At 62.9% G+C, this 19,744-nt stretch carries 17 protein-coding genes and 1 tRNA gene; 7 read left to right on the top strand and 11 right to left on the bottom strand.

What is annotated here, in order from left to right; genetic code table 11:
- The first annotated feature begins 261 nt into the window (after positions 1 to 261).
- Positions 262 to 471, top strand: coding sequence for a hypothetical protein (locus L610_RS15405; protein ID WP_144706131.1), 210 nt, complete (start codon positions 262 to 264; stop codon positions 469 to 471).
- A gap of 124 nt (positions 472 to 595) precedes the next feature.
- On the opposite strand, the gene L610_RS15400 is transcribed toward L610_RS15405, so the two are convergent.
- Positions 596 to 671, bottom strand: a tRNA-Thr gene (locus tag L610_RS15400).
- A gap of 139 nt (positions 672 to 810) precedes the next feature.
- Here L610_RS15400 and L610_RS15395 point away from each other — a divergent pair.
- Together L610_RS15395 and L610_RS15390 are read left to right on the top strand one after the other, a co-directional pair.
- A complete protein-coding gene (locus L610_RS15395; RefSeq protein ID WP_024847634.1) occupies positions 811 to 1,584 on the top strand; it encodes an NAD kinase in 774 nt (257 codons plus the stop codon).
- Positions 1,585 to 1,791: 207 nt separating this feature from the next.
- Entirely contained in the window at positions 1,792 to 3,333 is a 1,542-nt protein-coding gene (locus L610_RS15390; RefSeq protein WP_144706147.1) for a DEAD/DEAH box helicase, read from the top strand.
- A gap of 36 nt (positions 3,334 to 3,369) precedes the next feature.
- Here the strand turns inward: L610_RS15390 and L610_RS15385 are convergent, their stop codons facing one another.
- From L610_RS15385 to L610_RS15350, 8 genes are all read right to left on the bottom strand, one after another.
- Positions 3,370 to 3,723: a TfoX/Sxy family protein gene (locus L610_RS15385; protein ID WP_024847632.1), complete on the bottom strand. Its 354-nt coding sequence runs from the start codon at positions 3,721 to 3,723 to the stop codon at positions 3,370 to 3,372.
- A 5-nt stretch (positions 3,724 to 3,728) separates the two neighbouring features.
- Positions 3,729 to 4,115 carry a Fe-S cluster assembly scaffold SufA gene (gene sufA, locus L610_RS15380; RefSeq protein ID WP_024847631.1) on the bottom strand — a complete coding sequence of 129 codons (387 nt, stop codon included), beginning with the start codon at positions 4,113 to 4,115 and terminating at the stop codon, positions 3,729 to 3,731.
- An 89-nt stretch (positions 4,116 to 4,204) separates the two neighbouring features.
- Positions 4,205 to 4,585: an SUF system Fe-S cluster assembly protein gene (locus tag L610_RS15375; protein ID WP_051473130.1), complete on the bottom strand. Its 381-nt coding sequence runs from the start codon at positions 4,583 to 4,585 to the stop codon at positions 4,205 to 4,207.
- Between the two features lie 5 nt (positions 4,586 to 4,590).
- Positions 4,591 to 5,832 carry a cysteine desulfurase gene (locus tag L610_RS15370; RefSeq protein ID WP_024847629.1) on the bottom strand — a complete coding sequence of 414 codons (1,242 nt, stop codon included), beginning with the start codon at positions 5,830 to 5,832 and terminating at the stop codon, positions 4,591 to 4,593.
- Between the two features lie 21 nt (positions 5,833 to 5,853).
- Positions 5,854 to 7,119 carry a Fe-S cluster assembly protein SufD gene (gene sufD / locus L610_RS15365; protein WP_024847628.1) on the bottom strand — a complete coding sequence of 422 codons (1,266 nt, stop codon included), beginning with the start codon at positions 7,117 to 7,119 and terminating at the stop codon, positions 5,854 to 5,856.
- A gap of 11 nt (positions 7,120 to 7,130) precedes the next feature.
- Positions 7,131 to 7,886 carry a Fe-S cluster assembly ATPase SufC gene (gene sufC / locus L610_RS15360; protein WP_024847627.1) on the bottom strand — a complete coding sequence of 252 codons (756 nt, stop codon included), beginning with the start codon at positions 7,884 to 7,886 and terminating at the stop codon, positions 7,131 to 7,133.
- Between the two features lie 42 nt (positions 7,887 to 7,928).
- The gene (gene sufB, locus L610_RS15355; protein ID WP_024847626.1) at positions 7,929 to 9,437 is read right to left on the bottom strand and encodes a Fe-S cluster assembly protein SufB; all 1,509 of its coding nucleotides are present in this window, start codon (positions 9,435 to 9,437) and stop codon (positions 7,929 to 7,931) included.
- Between the two features lie 177 nt (positions 9,438 to 9,614).
- Positions 9,615 to 10,769, bottom strand: coding sequence for a cysteine desulfurase family protein (locus tag L610_RS15350; RefSeq protein WP_144706129.1), 1,155 nt, complete (start codon positions 10,767 to 10,769; stop codon positions 9,615 to 9,617).
- 226 nt (positions 10,770 to 10,995) lie between these two features.
- Between L610_RS15350 and L610_RS15345 the strand changes: the two genes are divergently transcribed.
- Positions 10,996 to 11,670, top strand: coding sequence for an alpha/beta hydrolase (locus tag L610_RS15345; protein WP_024847624.1), 675 nt, complete (start codon positions 10,996 to 10,998; stop codon positions 11,668 to 11,670).
- Here the strand turns inward: L610_RS15345 and L610_RS15340 are convergent.
- A complete protein-coding gene (locus tag L610_RS15340; protein ID WP_024847623.1) occupies positions 11,667 to 12,776 on the bottom strand; it encodes an anhydro-N-acetylmuramic acid kinase in 1,110 nt (369 codons plus the stop codon). The genes L610_RS15345 and L610_RS15340 overlap by 4 nt on opposite strands.
- A gap of 74 nt (positions 12,777 to 12,850) precedes the next feature.
- Here L610_RS15340 and tyrS point away from each other — a divergent pair, with 74 nt between their 5' ends.
- A complete protein-coding gene (gene tyrS, locus L610_RS15335; protein ID WP_024847622.1) occupies positions 12,851 to 14,104 on the top strand; it encodes a tyrosine--tRNA ligase in 1,254 nt (417 codons plus the stop codon).
- Positions 14,105 to 14,484: 380 nt separating this feature from the next.
- Here tyrS and L610_RS15330 read toward each other — a convergent pair whose 3' ends face one another.
- Positions 14,485 to 17,856: a DUF3971 domain-containing protein gene (locus tag L610_RS15330; RefSeq protein WP_024847621.1), complete on the bottom strand. Its 3,372-nt coding sequence runs from the start codon at positions 17,854 to 17,856 to the stop codon at positions 14,485 to 14,487.
- Positions 17,857 to 17,947: 91 nt separating this feature from the next.
- Between L610_RS15330 and L610_RS15325 the strand changes: the two genes are divergently transcribed.
- The gene (locus L610_RS15325) at positions 17,948 to 18,415 is read left to right on the top strand and encodes a peroxiredoxin (RefSeq protein ID WP_024847620.1); all 468 of its coding nucleotides are present in this window, start codon (positions 17,948 to 17,950) and stop codon (positions 18,413 to 18,415) included.
- A gap of 81 nt (positions 18,416 to 18,496) precedes the next feature.
- Positions 18,497 to 19,729, top strand: coding sequence for a M23 family metallopeptidase (locus tag L610_RS15320; RefSeq protein WP_024847619.1), 1,233 nt, complete (start codon positions 18,497 to 18,499; stop codon positions 19,727 to 19,729).
- Positions 19,730 to 19,744: the final 15 nt, after the last annotated feature.

The following is a 19,744-nucleotide window of genomic DNA, read 5'->3' as shown; positions in this document are numbered from 1 at the left end:
CTTCCCAAGTTGCTGATATCGGCTGTCAGACGCTGATATCGGCTGTCAGACCATGAAGATCGCGTAGGTCGCCGCGGTTGCCAGTAAGCCAAGGATGGCAATGACAATCATCTCGCCAACGTAGTCCGTAATCTTCATCTGCATTCCTCCCGTGCGACAATTTGCTACGAATTTCGCATCGCCGCAACGGGAATTGTGGCTCTTGGTCGCAGCACCGATGTGTCGCGGGGGAACATTCAGCGGCATGCCTTGTTACGCCGCATGCCGCCCCTGGTCCGCTTCCTTGCAATCAACTTCGCAACCGGCTTCATCGCCGGCCTGACGGTCGGGATGGGCTACATCTTCACCCGCAACATCGATGAGCTACTGACCGAGCAGCCGCTTGGCGCGGCGATGATTCTGTGGGCATTCGCCGCCAGCTTCGCCCTCGGCGCCATCTGTACGGGGTTGGCGCTGCTGCCGCGGGAGTAGGTTGCAAACCATTTTTGCAATCGACCCGCCTACTACGGCCTAAGCACCGCGTGCGACAAGAAGGTAAAATGCCGCCGAACCTGTAAAACGTCCGGGTTCAAAGCGCAGCTAAGTTATTGATTTCTGGTGCCCCCGGCAGGACTCGAACCCGCGACCCCCTGATTACAAATCAGGTGCTCTACCAACTGAGCTACAAGGGCACGGCGCATCGGTTACCATATTCGTCACAGGTGTAAAGCGGAATGTGCATGGCTTTGCGGGCCGCTATGCTCATCGCCCCGCCCGTGCTAACTGCTTGATAGCGCGGCGCGCAGGCCGCGCTCGCTCGACGGAAGACGAATGACAGCTGAACGCCCTGCCCTCACCTTCATCTGCGCCGAAAATCGCGATGCGCGCGAGGCAGCCGCGCGGCTTGCCGCGCTCTACGGCCAGACGCCGATCGACCAGGCGGACGTGGTGGTCGCCCTCGGCGGCGACGGCTTCATGCTGCAGGCAATCCAGGAGAACATGGATTCCGGCCGTTCGATCTACGGCATGAACCGCGGCACCATCGGCTTCCTGATGAACGAATATCGCGAGGAAGACCTGCCGGAGCGCATCAAGGCAGCGCTTTCCGAGACCATCCGGCCGCTGGTGATGACCGCGGAGACGGCCGAGGGGAATGTACTGACCGGGCGCGCGATCAATGAGGTGTCGCTGTTCCGGCAGTCGGCGCAAGCGGCAAAGATCCGTATTACGATCGACGGCCAGGTTCGGCTGGACGAGCTGATCTGCGACGGCGTGATGGTGGCGACCCCCGCGGGCTCCACGGCCTATAACCTTTCCGCCCACGGCCCGATCCTGCCGCTCGACGCGCCGCTGCTGGCGCTGACGCCGGTCAGTCCGTTCCGGCCTCGCCGCTGGCGCGGCGCGCTGATCCCGAACCGCTCGATCGTGCGCTTCGACATTCTGGAGGCGGACAAGCGCCCGGTGAATGCGGTAGCAGACCACGCCGAAGTGCGCTCGGTAACGTCGGTGACGGTCAGGGAATCGCGGCGATCGACTGTCACACTGCTGTTCGACCAGAGCCATTCGTGGGATGAACGCATCCTCGCGGAGCAGTTCCGGTATTGAAAACCGGTCTCTGCTTAAGCATATATAGATCAAACGAGCGTGAATCGGTGGTTTTCCGGCCCTTGCCGTTGACATCACTGATATCATTCCTTATCGCCAACAGCGACGTCCGTGCGGAAAGTGCCGCTACGGGGTGTAGGCGGCGTGTTGCCGTCGGGCAAACCAGCAAAGACAACCACCACAGTGTCAGCAGACAATCAGACTGAAATCCTGCCTGAAGCCGAGGTAGCATCAGAGGCACCTTCCGTTACATTCGCGGATTTGGGGTTGTCCCAAAAGGTGCTCTCCGCAGTGACCGATGCAGGTTATGTCGCACCAACCCCGATCCAGGCTGGCGCCATCCCGCACGCCCTGATGGGCAAAGACATCCTCGGCATCGCACAGACGGGTACCGGCAAGACCGCCGCTTTCGTGCTGCCGATGATCACGCGGCTGGAAAAGGGCCGCGCCCGCGCCCGCATGCCGCGCACGCTGATCCTCGAGCCGACGCGCGAACTCGCGGCGCAGGTCGAGGAAAACTTCGTCAAGTACGGCAAGAACCATCGCCTGACAGTCGCCCTCCTGATCGGCGGCGTCTCGTTCGACGAGCAGGAGAAGAAGCTGGAGCGCGGCGCTGACGTGCTGATCGCGACGCCGGGCCGACTGCTTGACCATTTCGAGCGCGGCAAGCTGCTGCTCACCGGCGTCGAAATCTTCGTGATCGACGAAGCCGACCGCATGCTCGACATGGGCTTCATCCCGGACATCGAGCGCATCTGCAAGCTGATCCCATTCACCCGCCAGACGCTGTTCTTCTCGGCAACCATGCCGCCAGAGATCACCAAGTTGACCGAGCAGTTCCTGCAGGCTCCGGTGCGCGTCGAGGTGGCAAAGGCTTCCTCCACTGGCGTCAACATCGACCAGAAGCTCGTAAAGTCGAAGTCGAAGCCGTGGGACAAGCGCGCGGTGCTGCGCGACCTCATTCGCAAGGAAGATGCCGAGCTCAAGAACGCAATCATCTTCTGCAACCGCAAGGCGGACGTCTCCGAGCTGTTCCGCTCGCTGGTCAAGCACGAGTTCGATGCTGGCGCGCTGCATGGCGACATGGACCAGCGCGCCCGCATGGCAATGCTGTCGGCGTTCCGTGACGGCAAGCTGAAGCTGCTCGTCGCCTCCGACGTCGCCGCACGCGGCCTCGACATCCCGGATGTCAGCCACGTCTTCAACTTCGACGTTCCGGTCCACGCCGAGGATTACGTCCACCGCATCGGTCGCACCGGCCGCGCGGGTCGTTCAGGCAAGGCGTTCACCATCGTCACCAAGTCCGACACCAAGGCGCTCGACGCGATCGAGAAGATGATCGGCAACAAGATCGAATGGCTCGACGGTGACCTGTCCACGCTCGGCGACGAGCCGGAGGCAGAGGACCGTCCGCGCCGTGGCCGTGGTGACAAGCGCGAGCGCGGCCGTGCGACCGGCAAGGAAAAACGCGCGAGCTCGAAGAAGCAGGACAAGGCTGAGAAGTCCGAAGAGGCCGTCTCGCCGATCGTCGCCGCCTTCGACGAGCAGCCCGACGTGAAGCCGGTATCGCCGCAGGAGCGCCGCGAGGCTATCCGCCAGGACAATGCCGAGCGCAAGGCGCGTCCCGATCACAATGGCGACCGTCGCGAGCGCAATCGCCGCTACCACGACGATTTGGGCCCTGCCCCGGTCGGCTTCGGCGATGACATCCCAGCGTTCATGCTGATCGGCCTGCAGACGCCAGCCTGATCATCCAAAGAATTGAGTACGAAAAAGCCGGCCTGATCAGGTCGGCTTTTTCTTTTTGGGTTTCTTCGTGCTCTGGGCCCTGACCGAGGCCTCGTAGGCCTTGCGTGCCCATGGCAGCAGCTCATCGGGATCGTCAGCGGCGCTGTCGGGGATGCTCCAGTAGGGCATCGCCACCTTGCCCTTGCGCATGGCGCCTTCGTAGACCCATTGGGTGGATCCCGCGGCGGCGAACTCCGGCGCGGTGAGCTCGTCTGCCTTCAGCAACAGCTCGCCATCGACTTCAAGCGCGATGATCAGACCATTGAAATAAATGCCTTTGCCGCCGAACATCCGGCGGATCGTTACGTGTCCCAGCGGGGCAAAGAGATCGCGGATCGCCTCGCTGTCCACGAGGTTCAGGCGGCGCCGGCCGCGCGGGCCTCGGCCAGCTTCTTGAGGTCGGCGGGCTTCAGTTCAACCGACTCGCCGCAGCCGCAGGCGGAGGACTGGTTCGGGTTGTGGAAGGTGAAGCCGGTGCGCAGCGTGGTGCGCTCGAAATCCATCTCGGTGCCGAGCAGATAAAGAGCGGCTTCCGGCGCGACCCAGACATGAGCGCCGGCATGCTCGATGTGGTCGTCCTTCGGGTTGGGGTTCTCGACCAGATCAATCGTGTATTCCATGCCGGCACAGCCGCCCTTTTTGATGCCGACACGGATGCCGCGCGCATTTTCGCGCGACTCGACGATTTCCCGGACGCGCGCAGCGGCGGCGTCGGTCATCGTCATGATCTGAAAGCTACGCATTGTCTTCTCCACTCAGTACCGGTTCAAGGCCGGACGAATGCTGTTCTTCGCAACCAACATGGGGAAGTTTGCGGCCAGCTGCAAGCGGCTCAGTACCAGCCGACAGCGACCTGCGCTTCCTCGGACATGCGATCGGGCGTCCACGGCGGGTCGAACACCATCTTGACGTCGACGCCGGAAACGCCCTCGACCGCGCCAACGGCGTTCTCAACCCAGCCCGGCATCTCGCCGGCGACCGGGCAGCCCGGTGCGGTCAGCGTCATATCGATCTTAACCGTGCGGTCGTCCTCAATGTCGATGCGGTAGACGAGGCCGAGCTCGTAGATGTCTGCCGGGATCTCCGGGTCATAGACAGTCTTGAGCGCGGAGATGATGTCGTCGGTCAGGCGTGCGAGCTCGTGGGCCGGAATGGCTGACTTCTTCTCTTCGGCCGCAGCCTCTGCCTGGATGTTGCTTTCGGTCTCGGTCATGTCTGTCATCCGAAGAACGTGCGCGCCTTTTCCAGCGCTTCGGCCAGAGCGTCGATCTCTGCCTTCGTGTTGTACATGCCGAACGAGGCGCGGCATGTCGAGGTAACGCCAAAACGCTTCAGCAGCGGCTGGGCGCAGTGGGTGCCGGCGCGGACGGCGACGCCCGAGCGGTCGATTACCATCGAAACGTCGTGGGCGTGGATGCCCTCAAGCTCGAAGGAGACGATGGCCCCCTTCCCCGGCGCGTTGCCGAAGATGCGCAGGGAATTGATCTGCGTGAGGCGTTCGTGGGCGTAGGCAGTCAGCTCAGCTTCGTGAGCGGCGATGCGGTCGCGGCCGACGCTGTCCATGTAGTCCAGCGCGGCACCCAAGCCGATCGCCTGCACGATCGGCGGCGTGCCCGCCTCGAAGCGGTGCGGCGGATGATTGTAGGTGACGACGTCCTCGGTGACGTTCTCGATCATCTCGCCGCCGCCCATGAACGGGCGCATCTCTTCGAGACGCTCCTTACGGCCGTAGAGAACACCGATGCCCGAAGGACCGTAGACCTTGTGGCCGGTGAAGACGTACCAGTCGCAGCCGAGTTCCTGCACATCAACCGGCAGGTGTACGGCGGCCTGGCTGCCGTCGACCAAAACAGGGATGCCTCGTTCGTGGGCGATGCGCACGATCTCCTTGATCGGCGTCACCGTGCCCAGCGCATTCGACATCTGCGTGATCGCGACGAGCTTGGTGCGCTCGGTCAGGCACTTCTCGAACTCCTCGATGTGGAAGACGCCCTCATCGTCCACCGGCGCCCAGACCAGCTTTGCGCCCTGGCGCTCGCGGATGAAATGCCACGGCACGATGTTGGAGTGATGCTCCATGATCGACAGGACGATCTCGTCGCCCTCGCCGATGTTCGGCATGCCCCAGCCATATGCGACCGTGTTGATCGACTCGGTAGTCGACTTGGTGAAGACGACTTCCTCGGCGCTGCCCGCGTTCAGGAAGCGGCGTACTGTTTCACGAGCCTTTTCATAGGCATCCGTCGCGGCGTTCGACAGGAAGTGAAGGCCGCGATGGACGTTCGCGTATTCGTTCGAATAGGCATGTGTGATCGCGTCGATGACGGCCTGCGGCTTCTGCGCGGACGCGCCATTGTCGAGATACACCAGCGGCTTGCCGTAGACGGTACGCGACAGGATCGGAAAATCGCGGCGGATCGCCTCGACGTCATATGCCATTGTTTCGACCTTCAGATCCATCGCGCCACCGTTCGGCTGTTGCTATGCGTGCCGGGCGAACCAGTCGTCCAGCTTTTCCTCGAGCCGATCGATCAGCTCTTCGTTCTCCAGTTCCTCGACCACTTCGGCGAGGAACGCCTTGATGAGCAGGCCGCGAGCCAGCTTTTCCTCGACGCCGCGGGCCATAAGATAGAACAGATGGTCACGGTCGATCTCGGTGACGGTCGCGCCGTGGCCGCAGGCCACGTCGTCGGCGAAGATCTCGAGCTCCGGCTTGGTTGAAACTTCAGCCTCGTCCGACAGGAGCAGCGTGTTGCACGCCATCTTCGCGTCGGTCTTCTGCGCGATCTGCGCGACGCGGATCTGGCCCTGGAACACGGCGTGTGCGCGGTCGGTGACGACGTTGCGGACCAGTTCGGTCGAGACCGTATGCGGCGCAAGGTGACCAAGCTTCATGGTCACGTCGCAGTGGGTCTCACCGCCGAGCAGGTTGATGCCGCGCAGACGGAAATCCGAGTTCTCGCCCTCAGCATCAACGACGATGTCCTGGCGCACCAGCTTGCCGCCGGCGTTCATCACGAAAAGGCTGAGCTTGGCGTCCTTGGCGAGCTTGGCGTTGAACTGGCCGAGATGCGTTGCGGTTTCGGCATGATCCTGGAGGATAACCCAGAGGATCTCGGCGCCCTCGCCCAGCTCGAGGCTGGAGACGGAGCTGACGAGAGCCGAACCGTCGCCGGTCTGGCGCTCGACGATGGTCGCCTTCGAACCCGCACCCGCACGGACGGCAAAGCGCGCATGCGCCTGCCCGCCAGCCTGAATGTTCTGTAGCTCAACCGGAGCCTCGATCTCGGCGCCATCGGCGATCGCCAGCACATAGCCGTCGGTCGCGAAGGCAGCGTTGATCGCACCGATCGCATCATCGGATGCGGCCGGCGTCAGGATCGCGCGCTCGTCACCGGCCTGCAGCAGGTCGGCAAGACGCTCGACGGTAACGCCCTCGACAGAGGCCGCATCATCAGCGGCGCCGCTGAGAACGGCGAACACGGACGAGCCCGACAGCAATGCTTCAGCGGTCTTGGCGGTATCTGCCGCGTCGAAGGACGGCACCTGCGTCAGCAGGCGGCGCAGGTCCGTATAGTGCCAGGACTCGACGCGGCGCGTCGGCAAGCCGGCCTTCAGCTGCTCGATGGCATTGTCTCGGCTCGTCACCACCGCGGGATCGCCGGGGAAGGTCGAGAACCGCTCCTCATAGGCGCCGACGAGGGCCTTCTCGGCCGCCGTCAACGTTGGATTTGCGTGAATGTTCATGACGCCTACCCTCAGGCTGCTTCGTCGATGATGCCGGCGTAGCCGTTCCGCTCCAGCTCCATCGCCAGGCTCTTGTCACCCGACTTGATGATCTGGCCGCGATACAGAACGTGGACGGTATCCGGAACGATGTGGTCGAGCAGACGCTGGTAGTGCGTGATGACCAGGAATGCGCGGTCGGGCGAACGTAGCGCATTGACGCCGTCCGAAACGATCTTGAGCGCGTCGATGTCGAGGCCCGAGTCTGTCTCGTCGAGGACGCAGAGCTTCGGCTCGAGCAGCTTCATCTGCAGGATTTCCGCGCGCTTCTTCTCGCCGCCGGAGAAGCCGACGTTGAGCGGGCGCTTCAGCATGTCCATGTTGATGTTGAGCGAGCCGGCTGCTTCCTTCACGCGCTTGAGCAGTTCCGGGATCTTCAGCTCTTCCTCGCCGCGCGCCTTGCGCTGCGAGTTCATCGCGACCTTGAGGAACTCCATCGTCGCGACGCCCGGAATCTCCATCGGGTACTGGAAGGCAAGGAAGATGCCCGACGCCGCACGCTCGGCCGGATCCATCTCCAGGATCGACTCGCCGTTGTAGAGGATGTCGCCCTCGGTGACCTCATAGTCCTCGCGGCCGGCAAGAATGTAGGACAGCGTGGACTTGCCCGAACCATTCGGGCCCATAATGGCTGCAACTTCGCCCGGCTTCACGGTCAGGTTCAGACCGCGGATGATCTCGGTGCCGTCTTCGGCGATACGGGCGTGCAGGTTCTTGATCTCAAGCATAATTGTTCTTCCTGAATATCGTGTGCCAGTCGGGGCGAAAGATCAGCCCACCGAGCCTTCGAGCGAAATGTTGATCAGCTTCTGCGCTTCGACGGCGAATTCCATCGGCAGTTCCTGAATGACTTCCTTGACGAAGCCGTTGACGATCAGCGCGATGGCTTCCTCTTCGGGAACGCCGCGCTGCATCACGTAGAACAGCTGGTCCTCGGAAATCTTCGAGGTGGTGGCCTCATGCTCGACCTTGGCCGTCGAGTTCTTTGCCTCGATGTACGGAACCGTGTGCGCACCGCACTTGTCGCCGATCAGGAGCGAGTCACAGTTGGTGAAGTTGCGCGCGTTCTCGGCGCGGCGGTGCATCGACACCTGGCCGCGATAGGTGTTCTGCGAGAAGCCGGCGGAAATACCCTTCGAGATGATGCGGCTGCGCGTGTTCTTGCCCAGATGGATCATCTTGGTGCCGGAATCGATCTGCTGGTGACCGTTGGACACCGCGATCGAGTAAAACTCGCCCTGGGAGTTGTCGCCCCGCAGGATGCAGGAAGGGTACTTCCAGGTGATCGCAGAACCGGTCTCAACCTGCGTCCACGAGATCTTCGAGTTCTTGCCGCGGCAGTCGCCGCGCTTGGTCACGAAGTTGTAGATGCCACCCTTACCCTCGGCATCGCCGGGGTACCAGTTCTGGACGGTCGAGTACTTGATCTCAGCATCATCGAGAGCGATCAGCTCGACGACAGCCGCGTGCAGCTGGTTCTCGTCGCGCTGCGGTGCAGTGCAGCCCTCGAGGTACGAAACGTACGCGCCTTCGTCGGCAATAATCAGCGTGCGCTCGAACTGGCCGGTGTTCTTCTCGTTGATGCGGAAGTAGGTCGACAGTTCCATCGGGCAGCGAACGCCCTTCGGCACGTAGACGAACGAGCCGTCGGTGAAGACCGCCGAATTAAGCGTCGCATAGAAGTTGTCCGTCGCCGGGACGACGGAGCCGAGATACTTCTTAACCAGCTCCGGATGCTCCCGGATCGCTTCCGAGATCGAACAGAAGATGACGCCAGCCTTGGCGAGTTCTTCCTTGAAGGTCGTGACAACGGAAACGGAGTCGAACACGGCATCGACGGCCACGCGGCCGGACGCATAGACGTTGTCGCTCGCCTCTTCGTCGTCGCCCTTGCGGACGCCTGCCAGGATCTCCTGCTCCTTGAGCGGGATGCCCAGCTTCTCGTAGACGCGGAGCAGTTCAGGATCGACCTCGTCCAGCGACTTGGGGCCCGTCTGGTTCTTCGGAGCCGCGTAGTAGTGCAGGTCCTGGAAGTCGATTTTCGGATAGTTGACGCGAGCCCAGGTGGGCTCTTCCATCGTCAGCCAGCGGCGATAAGCCTCAAGACGCCATTCCAGCATCCAGTCGGGCTCGCCCTTCTTGTTCGAGATGAAGCGGATGATGTCTTCGCTGAGGCCCTTCGGGGCCTTGTCGACCTCGATTTCCGTCTCGAAACCGTACTTGTACTGGTCCACATCGATCATGCGGACCGTGTCGATCGTCTCCTGCACAGCAGGCATCGGCGCTCTCCATCCTCGCCGGATTCAAGGTCCGGCAGTTGTCGAAATCGCATAGCGACGCGTCGGGACGCGGTATGCGGCTTATGTAATGCGTGCGCAGCGAAATTGCACCGTCAGCGATGCATATCTGCTCCGCACCGGCTCCCAGGCCTCTAGGTCCGGTAGCCGAGTTCCTCCTCAAGCGGCGCTTTTGCGCCTGCCGACGAAGTCACGCAGCGCGGACGCGAAGCGTTCGATGTCTTCGTCAGTTGTCTGGTGGCCGACGGAAACGCGAAGGCCGCTGATCGTGTCTCCAAAGCCCATGGCCTTGAGCACACGGCTGGCGCCGACCTTGCCCGAAGAGCAGGCCGAACCAGCGGAAATCGAAACACCGGCGAGATCGAAGGCAATCAGCGCCGTCTCGGCCTTCACTTCGGGAATGGAAAAGAAGACCGTATTCGGCAACCGCTCCTCGCCCTCGGCAAAGATGATTGCGTCCGGCACAATCTCGCGCACGATCTGCTCGATCTTTTCCCGGCGCTGGAGCAGCTCTCCCGCCCGCGCCAGATTGGCCAGAGCCTCGCGTGCCGCCGCGCCGAAGCCGGCGATCGCCGCATAGTTCTCGGTACCGGCGCGATGGCCCTTCTCCTGACCACCACCCACCGCGATCGGCGAAGGCATCAGCACGTCGCTGGTACCAACCAGCGCGCCCGCGCCCTTGGGACCGCCGAGCTTGTGCGCAGCCAGAATCAGGAAATCAGCCCTGAGCTCTGAAATATCGACGGAAATCCGCCCGCCAGCCTGCACCGAATCCAGAACCAGCAAGCCCCCTGCCTCATGGACGATATCGGCAATCTTCGCTGCTGGCTGGACGATGCCGCTCTCGTTGTTAGCAAGGTGCACCGCAACCAAAGGCAGGCCCTCGGCCTTGTCGTGCGCGGCCAGCGCATCTGCCAGCGCCTTCAGATCAAGGATCCCGCTCGCCGTCACCGGCAGCATTACCACCTGCTCAGGGCGGAAGCGGCCGCCACCGACCACGATGGAATGATCTGTCGCGGCAACATAGAGCCGGGAATAAGTAAGCGGCGAGCGCCCCATCTTCCAGTTGGGCGTCAGAACCAGCGCGACAGCCTCGCTCGCACCCGAGGTAAAAACTACGTGTTCGGGCTTCGCATTGCACAGCGCTGCGACGTCGCGGCGTGCCGCCTCGACGATCCGGCGCGCCTCGCGGCCCTCATGATGCACGGAGGACGCATTGGCGGTCAGATCGAGCGCAGCGATAATCGCCTCGCGCGCGCTCGGAAGCAGCGGCGCGCTCGCATTATGATCCAGATATACGCGGCGGACCGCCATCTGTGCTCGGCCTTCTGATCTCACCGCCCCAAACCGGCGATTTTCCTTGAAATTTAGGGCCCAGACATCCTATCTACGCCCTTTGCAACCAGAGGGTCATGCCCTCTAGTTTTGAACAGTTCTAAAGTGTTTTACGGACGTGACTGCCCGCCGTCAAGGGCGAGAGGCCGCATGTCCAACCATAGATGCCGAGTGGCATCACCGTACGGCGCAAAGTGGAGTCAGTATGCCCGAAGTGATTTTCGCAGGCCCGGCAGGCCGTCTCGAAGGCCGGTACCAGCCTTCCAAGGAGAAGAACGCGCCTATCGCGATCGTGCTGCATCCTCACCCGCAATTTGGCGGAACGATGAACAACAAGATCGTGTACGAACTGTTCTACATGTTCCAGAAGCGCGGGTTCACGACGCTCCGCTTCAATTTCCGGTCGATTGGCCGCAGCCAGGGTGAGTTCGACCACGGCACCGGCGAATTGTCCGACGCCGCCGCGGCGCTGGACTGGGTGCAGTCGCTGCACCCCGATTCCAAGAGCTGCTGGGTCGCCGGTTATTCGTTCGGCGCCTGGATCGGCATGCAGCTCTTGATGCGCCGCCCGGAGATCGAAGGCTTCATCTCGGTCGCGCCGCAGCCGAACATCTACGACTTCTCGTTCCTGGCGCCCTGCCCGTCCTCCGGCCTCATCATCCATGGTGACGCGGACAAGGTCGCGCCGCCGAAGGATGTTCAGGTGCTGGTGGACAAGCTCCACACCCAGAAGGGCATCACCATCACCCAGAAGACGATTCCGGGCGCTAACCACTTCTTCTCGAACGACACCGACATTCTGATCGAGGAGTGCGCGGACTACCTCGACCGCCGTCTTGCGGGCGAACTCGCCGAGCCGAAGCCGAAGCGCCTCCGCTAAGGCTTTACGTAGACACCACCTGCGACCGGCTGTTTGCAGCCGGTCGTGGTCGGGAAGGTGAGCGGTAGCCCCTTCAACGACCTGACGGCGAGATAGGCCCAGGCCTCCGCCTCCATCGAATCCCCGTCCAGCCCGACATCCTCGGCTAGCAGAACCTCGGCGCCCTGCGCGCCCGCGCGCATGTCCGCGACGATGTGCGGGTTTTTCCGCCCTCCGCCGCAGATGATCCACAGCTTCGGATTTTCCGGGAAATGGTCAGCCGCCTTCAGGATCGCCTCTGCCGACACAGCTGCAAGCGTGCGTGCGCCGTCGGCAAGTTCGAGACCTGCAGCAAGATCGAGGGTAAAGTCGTTGCGATCGAGCGATTTCGGCGCTGGCTTCCCGAAGAACGGGCTTTCGAGATAGCGCCCGACAACGTCGCGTGCGACGCCGCCTTCGCTTGCGATCATGCCATCGGCGTCATAGGGCACGCCTCCCTGTAGCGAGACCCACTGGTCGATCAGCGCGTTGCCCGGCCCGCTATCGAACGCGATAGGGTCACCGTCGGCGGGCACGAAGGTGACGTTTGAGATTCCGCCGATATTGACGAAGCAAACCGGAAAGCTTTTGCGCTCTTTCGGCAGCGAGCCGGCAAGTGCCGCGTGATAGGCAGGAACCAGGGGGGCGCCCTGCCCGCCACGGACCATGTCGTTAGCGCGCATGTCATTGACGACGGGAATGCCAGTCGACCGTGCTAACAACGGCCCGTCGCCCAGCTGGACCGTATAACCTTGGTCGGGGCGGTGCAGCACCGTCTGCCCGTGGAAGCCGATAACTTCAGGCTTTAGGTCGGGATGATCGGCGAGGAATTTTTTGACCGCATCGACATGGCGCCGCGTGATTTCGACTTCGAGCGCGGCAAGGTCGCCCGGGCGCTGGGTGCGCTCGCTGATCTGCTTCGCATCCTCGAGCGACGCCTCGATGCGGCGACGGAACTGCGCGTCATAGGGCACGAAGCCGGCCGGGCCACGCGTCACCATTTTCTCCCCATCGGTCATCAGCGCGGCGATGTCGATGCCGTCCATCGAGGTTCCGCTCATCAAACCGAGGGCACATTTCAGCGTCATTGCGGCAAATCCTTGTGATTCTCGCCCACAGGATGCTAAAGCCCCCGGCAACGTTCCGCACGAAAGAACCGAGCATGTCCGCCTTCAAATCAGAGTTCCTGCGCACGCTTTCCGAGCGCGGCTTCATCCACCAGATTTCGGACGAAGCAGGCCTCGACGATCTGTTCTCGAAAGAGACTGTGACGGCCTATATCGGCTTCGATCCGACCGCTCCGAGCCTGCATGCCGGCGGCCTCATCCAGATCATGATGCTGCACTGGATGCAGAAGACCGGCCATCGCCCCATCGCCCTGATGGGCGGCGGCACCGGCATGGTTGGCGATCCGTCCTTCAAGGACGAAGCGCGCCAGCTGATGACGCTGGAGACCATCGAGTCGAACATCGCGTCGATCAAGAAGGTGTTTTCCAACTACCTCACCTTCGGCGACGGCCCGACCGACGCGCTGATGGTCAACAACGGCGACTGGCTGCGCGGACTCAACTATCTCGAGTTCCTGCGCGATGTTGGCCGCCACTTCTCGGTCAACCGCATGCTCTCGTTCGATTCGGTGAAGCTGCGCCTCGACCGCCAGCAGTCGCTGTCCTTCCTCGAATTCAACTACATGATCCTGCAGGCCTATGACTTCGTGGAGCTCAACAAGCGCCACGGCGTGCGCCTGCAGATGGGCGGCTCCGATCAGTGGGGCAACATCGTCAACGGCATCGAGCTGGGCCACCGCATGGGCACGCCGCAGCTCTACGCGCTGACATCCCCGCTCTTGACCACTGCGTCCGGCGCCAAGATGGGCAAGTCGCTCTCGGGAGCCGTCTGGCTCAACCCGGACATGCTGCCGGCCTATGACTTCTGGCAGTACTGGCGCAACACCGAGGACGCCGACGTCGAGCGCTTCCTGAAGCTCTACACGACGCTGCCGCTCGACGAGATCGCACGACTGGCCGCGCTAGGCGGCTCGGAGATCAACGAGGCGAAGAAGATCCTCGCGACCGAGGTCACCGCAATGCTGCACGGCCGCGAGAACGCCGAGCAGGCCGCCGAGACCGCGCGCAAGACTTTTGAGGAAGGCGCGCTCGCAGAAAGTCTGCCGACGATCGAAATCCCGGCTGGCGAACTGGAAGCTGGCATCGGCGTGCTGACGCTGTTCGTGAAGGCGGGCCTTGCCGCCACCAACGGCGAAGCCCGCCGCCACGTGCAGGGCGGTGCAGTGCGCATCAACGACCAGCCGGTCTCCGATGAAAAGCGCGTCATCGGCACCGGTGAGGTGACGGCCGAGGGCGTCATCAAGCTCTCGCTTGGCAAGAAGAAGCACGTGCTGGTGCGCCCAGTCTGAGTCTGAGGCTGCGGCCGGCGTTCTGAGAGTTCTTGAAAATGCGGGGCCTCGACCCCGCGTTTTTGTTTGTGATGCGGTGTGTTACCCGCGCGTTGTCGTCGCCTGATCGATAGCGCCGCGACCTCGTCACCGTTCAGGCATGGATGCCCCGGTCAAGCCGGGGCATGACGAGGGGGAGATGTAGGGGACTCCCGGAAATACCTGGCGCTTAAGCGTGCGGGGCCGCGATGATTGGGCTCTGAAGCGTCGCACCAAGTGCGCTTCCGCTTCCAATTCGTCATGCCCCGGCTTGACCGGGGCATCCATCCCGGAACGGTGACGCCCCCCAGCGGTGCAGAAAAAAGGCCTGGCGAGTGGCCTATCAGGAATACGCGACGCCCTCACTTGAACTCAAACACCGAGCGGAAAATACCCGGCGCAATCACCGACAGCGGATTGACCTCCAGCTGCGGATTGTCCTTGCGGCCCAGGACCCGGAAGGTGACGCCGATCAGGCCGCGGTCACGGCCGTTGCCGAGAAGCTCGCCGATCAGCGGGATCTCGCCGAAGATGCGGTTGAGGCCGTAGGCCGGCATAAAGGTGCCGGTCATGGCGATGTTGCCCTGCGCGTCGGCGAGCGTGCCCTGAAAGCTCATGCCGATCAGAGGCCCGCGCAGCACGCCGCTATCGAGCGAGATGCCGCCGGGACCCTTCACGATGCGAGAGAAGCCGCGCTCGAACTCGACGCTCTGCGTGTCGATCTCGCGCCGCACCGCCTGGTTGAGCGAGCGGCTGTCGCCCGGCGGGGTGCTTGAGACGATCGAGGCAAGGCGAGGCTCGTCGACGATCCAGAAGTTGCGCGCGTCAATGTGGCCGGCAAGGTTGCCGTCGCCCCGGCTGCCCAGCGCCAGCGCGATCTCGCCACCGCGCATGTATTCGTAAAAATCGAGGAACCGCAGCACCGCGCCCGCATCGGTCGATGTCATGTCGATCCGGCGCTGTCCGCCCTGCAGCGTGTCGACATAGGCGACCGGCCGGCCGCTCGCGGTGATGGCGGAGAATTCAAGCCGGTCTGTGCGGGAGCCGGTACCCGCATATACAACCCGGACATTGCGGAGCGTCTCCCCATGAAAACCAGTCACTGCGTCGAGCTGGACGTCAAGATTAATCGACCGTGTGCCGCCTGAACTGCCACCACCATCGCTGCCGGACATGGTGGTGTAGAGTTTTACGACCGATCGCACGTCGGCGCTCTTGCCGCGGACGCTGATGGCGTAACCCTTGCCCTTCGCCGAGATGTCGACGGAGAAATCGTCGCCGCGGTTGAGACGTGCGGAACCGAAGCGCGCACTCTGCAGGACGCCGTCGTTGAGAACCAGCGAGCCGGACGCGCCAAAGCTGTCCCCTGTCAGCTTGAAGTCGGAGAGCGAGACGGTCTTGCCCTCGCTCTTCATCTTGAAGCTGGCGGTGGCGGGGACCCCTGCCCCCTTGCTCCAGCCGATCCATGGCAGGCTGAGGGAGCTGCGGTTGAGCGCCACGCTGATCTCGCGTTCGCCGGTTGCCGCGTGATCGAATTTAAGCCCTGCAGGGCCAGACAGGATCTCGCTGAGGCCGGGCGCCAGACGCTGGCGCGTCTTGTCGTCGAGCTGCAGCTCGACCAGCCGCCTCCGCTGCGACTTGTCTTTGCCGAGCGGCTCCGTCAAGTCGAGGGTCGCGGGAGAGCCATTGAGTTGAGCTTTCGTCTTGATGACCGCGAGTTTCGGGTCAACGGCGATCGACCCGGTGGCCTGGGTGACCTTCTGGCCCTCGAACTCACGGGTGAGCGAAACATCTTCATAGTCCAGCTCCACCTTCCAGCCGAGCGTCTCGACGGGAATATCGCGATGGAGCGGAATGTCCGCGGTGACCGAGCCCGTAACCTGCCCCTCAAGCTCCTCTGGCTTGAGATCGATGTAGCGGCCGACATTGATCGGGTCGTAGCCTGCCATCTCCAGCACAGCGTCAGCATTGCCGGAAATGTCGATCTGGAGCTTGCCGATGACCGGGCGGACATGCGCGTTGCGGATCGTCAGCGTGCCGTCCTTCCCCGCAACGGTGCGGCCGGTCGGCATGTAGGCCGTGCCGCTCTGGAGGGAGATGTCGACATCAGTGCCGTCGAACTTTACCGCGCCGATGGCGTCGCGAACGGGAGGTATATGACCGGCAACGTCGAAGCGAGTGTTGCGGATCCTGAACTCGCCAAAAACTTCGCCGGCGCCGAGCGGAACGCCATTGCCGAGGCGGCCGGGCGGAACATTCAGCTCGACCTGTCCGTCCTCCACGCTCCCGCCGAAGACGTTTGCGAGTACCCAACGCCGCGCGGAATTGGCGGCGAACCACGGCCAGAGCTGCTTGGTGTAAGCGACGGGCATATCCTGAACGCCGATGCGGAACTGGACGCCAGGGCTCTTTCCTTCCTCAAACTGCAGGATCGAACGGCCGGCAATGACGCCCTTGTCGGAGCGCCCCGCTATCTGGCTGATGTCGATTGTGCGGAGGCCTGCATCGGTGTGACCGGAGATCTTCGCGACCAGATGGATGGCGGGCTCCGGCGATTCTTCAGGCGCGACGGACGAACCATCGGTGACGAACTCGAAGCGATAGCCGCGCTCGGCAGCTCCGTCGCGCGGCATCGGGCCAATCGCACCGTGAAAGTCCCAGGTGGAGCGTCCGCTGCCAATTAGCAGCCGGTTGATCTCAAGCTTTTCCGCACCCGCTGCCGCGGTCGCATCGACCGCAAAGTCGCCGACGAAACCTTCCCGACCGATCGGCAGAGCAAGATCATCGATCTGCGCCGACAGGGTAAAACTCTCGGGCTGCAGCTTTTGCGAACCGCCAAGTGTGATGCTCGCCGACGCGAATTTTGCGGCCCAACCGGATATCTGCGTCCCCTCCGGCACTTCCGGCGCGTCGATCATCAGCGACAGTGCTTTGAGCTTGTCATCCGCCTCGTCGATCGCGGCAGTACCCTCGATCGTCGCGGTGCGGCCGCCCAATTCGAGCTCGGCTGTCAGCGCCAGCTGCCCTGGCCCGCTGCGTGCGATTTTTGCCTCACGGACATGGACAGGTCCGAGAGGCGAAGTCTCCGCTGTGATGATCTCGACCTCGCTGAGTGCGATACGGTCGACCTCGCGCGTGTCGAGCATCTCAAGCATCTGCCGGGCAGATTTGAAGACCAGCTGGATTGCTGCATCGGGATCGATGAGACCGTCGTCATCGAAGATGGGCAGTGCGCGCGAAGATTCCGCACCCGGCAGCGCGGAAACGTCGACGCGTGCGTCTGCAACACTGACGCTGGAAACCCGGACGTCGCCGCGTGCTAACGGCAGAACCCGCAGCCCCATATTAAGCGAGCCGATACGCATCAGCTCGGCGGAATGGGCTGTGCCAACGCGAACGTCCTCTGCCTTCAGCCCGAGCGTGGCAAAACCGTCGAGGGAGACACTGGTCGCGCCGATCGTCGGCAAAAATTCGTCGCCGCCTAACCGATGCAGTGCGGCCTGCGCCTCCGAGCGCAGGCGCTCATCGCCGATACCCCCTAGAATTGCCGCTATGCCAACGGAGGCGAACAGCAGGAAAAGAACGGTAATGCTAGCAGCAACCTTGCTGATCGCGCGCGCCATCGACCGTTGGCGGCGGCGAGGTGTGGCAATGGCAGAAGGCAGCTGATCGAGACAGGCGACGTCGCCGCGGCGAAAGCGGATCTTTTCGTGAGGCGGTATTTCGCTGTGCACGCCGCGATGGTCCGTTCCTGCAGTTGGACGAATCTTTGCCAGCCACTATATCTGCCCGGCGCACGAGCGTAACCTGAAACGGAGCACCATCATGGACGAGATCAAGACAGGCCAGGTTGCGCCCGAGTTCGATCTGCCCGGCAGTGGGGTGGAGCGCGTCTCCCTATCCGCCTTTCGCGGCAGCAATGTGGTGCTGTTCTTCTATCCGAAAGACGATTCCCAGGGCTGCACCGCAGAGGCGCTGGAGTTCACCGCGCTGAAGCCCGAGTTCGACAAAACCGGCACTGTGCTGATTGGCATTTCGCCGGACAGCGTCGCCCTGCACGACAAGTTCCGCACCAAGCACGGCCTCGATCTGATCCTCGCGGCAGACGAGGATAAGAGCGTCCTCCAGACCTATGGCGTCTGGAAGGAAAAGAGCATGTACGGCCGCAAATTCATGGGCGTCGAGCGCACCACCCTCCTCATCGACCGTGAGGGCAAGATCGTTCGGATCTGGCCGAAGGTTAAGGTGCGCGGCCATGCCGAGCAGGTGCTGGAGGCAGCGCGCGCGCTTTGAGAACCGCCGCCTCGCTCAAGGTTTGTTAACCCTAATAATGTGTAATCCACCCTCGCAACTTCCTGCGATCGGGTGTGTAAAGTGGCAAGGTATCGGCAGGCTTCCGTCTTCGGCAGACGCAAGGAACCGCATACAATCATCATAGCGCGAGGCGACGAGATCCGGCACTTCATCGTGCGGCCGTGGCTAGCTGCGCTGTGCGGTTCATTGGTTGCAATTGCTGCGATCGGCTATCTTATCGCAACTTCCTATCTCGTGCTGCGTGACGACCTGATTGGTGCGGCCGCCGCGCGACAGGCACGCATGCAGCAGGCCTACGAAGACCGCATCTCGATGCTGCGCGGCCAGGTCGATCGCATCACCAGCCGCCAGCTCCTCGACCAGCAACTGGTCGTCAACAAGGTTTCCCAGCTTCTCGCCCGCCAGTCGCAGCTCTCCGAGCGCCAAGGGCTGATCGAGCCGATCCTCGAACGCGCACGCGAAGTCGGTGCGGCCATCGACGATACGATCGGCACGAAGGAAAAGCCGCAGCTGCGCGCCTCGCGCGATGCGCCGGTGTTCGCGTCGGCCCCTTCCCTGTCGTGGCCCGGCAAGGATGAAGGCGAAAGTGCCGCCGACGGCGCCGATCGCCTGTTCGTTTCGATCAACCGGTCGCTGCGCGCGATCGAGGAAGAGCAGCTCGAAGGTCTCGACAAGCTTGCCGAGGCCGCCTTCCAGACGGCTGACCAGATCACCGAAGCGCTTGAGGCCGCAGGCCTGAGCTCGGCCGTCGAATCGCCGGAGGAGGCAACGGGCGGCCCGCTGATGCCGCTTGATGGCAGCCTCGAATTCGAAACCCGCGTGCGCGAGCTCGATGCCGCGCTGGCGAAGCTCGAAAGTGCCAAGGCTGCGGCCATGCATTTGCCGATACATCATCCGGTTCCTGGCCAGGCAGTCACCAGCAGCTTCGGCGTACGCCGCGACCCGCTGATCCGCCGCCCGGCGATGCACACCGGCATCGACTTCCGCGCGGCGGTCGGCATGCCGATACGCAGCGCCGGCGCCGGCAAGGTCGTCCGCGCTGGCCTCAACGGCGGCTACGGCCGCATGGTCGAGATCGACCATGGCCACGGCCTCACCTCGCGCTACGCGCACCTGAGCCGTATCGACGTGAAGGAAGGCCAGGAAGTAAAGACCGGCGACATCATCGGCGAAGCGGGTTCGACTGGCCGCTCGACCGGCCCGCACCTCCACTTCGAAGTGCGCCGTAACGGCACGGCGATCGATCCCGTGCGCTTCCTGAAGGCAGGCAAGCAGGTACAGGCGTTGCTGTAGAGGGGGAATAGGTGA

Source organism: Aminobacter sp. J44, from assembly GCF_007829415.1.
Classification (GTDB): domain Bacteria; phylum Pseudomonadota; class Alphaproteobacteria; order Rhizobiales; family Rhizobiaceae; genus Aerobium.
This window is presented reverse-complemented; position numbering and strand designations above follow the sequence as displayed.

Bases quoted from the DNA above. Each gene is read 5' to 3' on its own strand.
- L610_RS15405 (WP_144706131.1), top strand. From the start codon at position 262: ATGCCGCCCCTGGTCCGCTTCCTTGCAATCAACTTCGCAACCGGCTTC.
- L610_RS15395 (WP_024847634.1), top strand. From the start codon at position 811: ATGACAGCTGAACGCCCTGCCCTCACCTTCATCTGCGCCGAAAATCGC.
- sufA (WP_024847631.1), bottom strand. From the start codon at position 4,115: ATGCGTAGCTTTCAGATCATGACGATGACCGACGCCGCCGCTGCGCGC.
- L610_RS15375 (WP_051473130.1), bottom strand. From the start codon at position 4,585: ATGACCGAGACCGAAAGCAACATCCAGGCAGAGGCTGCGGCCGAAGAG.
- L610_RS15370 (WP_024847629.1), bottom strand. From the start codon at position 5,832: ATGGATCTGAAGGTCGAAACAATGGCATATGACGTCGAGGCGATCCGC.
- sufD (WP_024847628.1), bottom strand. From the start codon at position 7,119: ATGAACATTCACGCAAATCCAACGTTGACGGCGGCCGAGAAGGCCCTC.
- sufC (WP_024847627.1), bottom strand. From the start codon at position 7,886: ATGCTTGAGATCAAGAACCTGCACGCCCGTATCGCCGAAGACGGCACC.
- sufB (WP_024847626.1), bottom strand. From the start codon at position 9,437: ATGCCTGCTGTGCAGGAGACGATCGACACGGTCCGCATGATCGATGTG.
- L610_RS15350 (WP_144706129.1), bottom strand. From the start codon at position 10,769: ATGGCGGTCCGCCGCGTATATCTGGATCATAATGCGAGCGCGCCGCTG.
- L610_RS15345 (WP_024847624.1), top strand. From the start codon at position 10,996: ATGCCCGAAGTGATTTTCGCAGGCCCGGCAGGCCGTCTCGAAGGCCGG.
- L610_RS15340 (WP_024847623.1), bottom strand. From the start codon at position 12,776: ATGACGCTGAAATGTGCCCTCGGTTTGATGAGCGGAACCTCGATGGAC.
- tyrS (WP_024847622.1), top strand. From the start codon at position 12,851: ATGTCCGCCTTCAAATCAGAGTTCCTGCGCACGCTTTCCGAGCGCGGC.
- L610_RS15325 (WP_024847620.1), top strand. From the start codon at position 17,948: ATGGACGAGATCAAGACAGGCCAGGTTGCGCCCGAGTTCGATCTGCCC.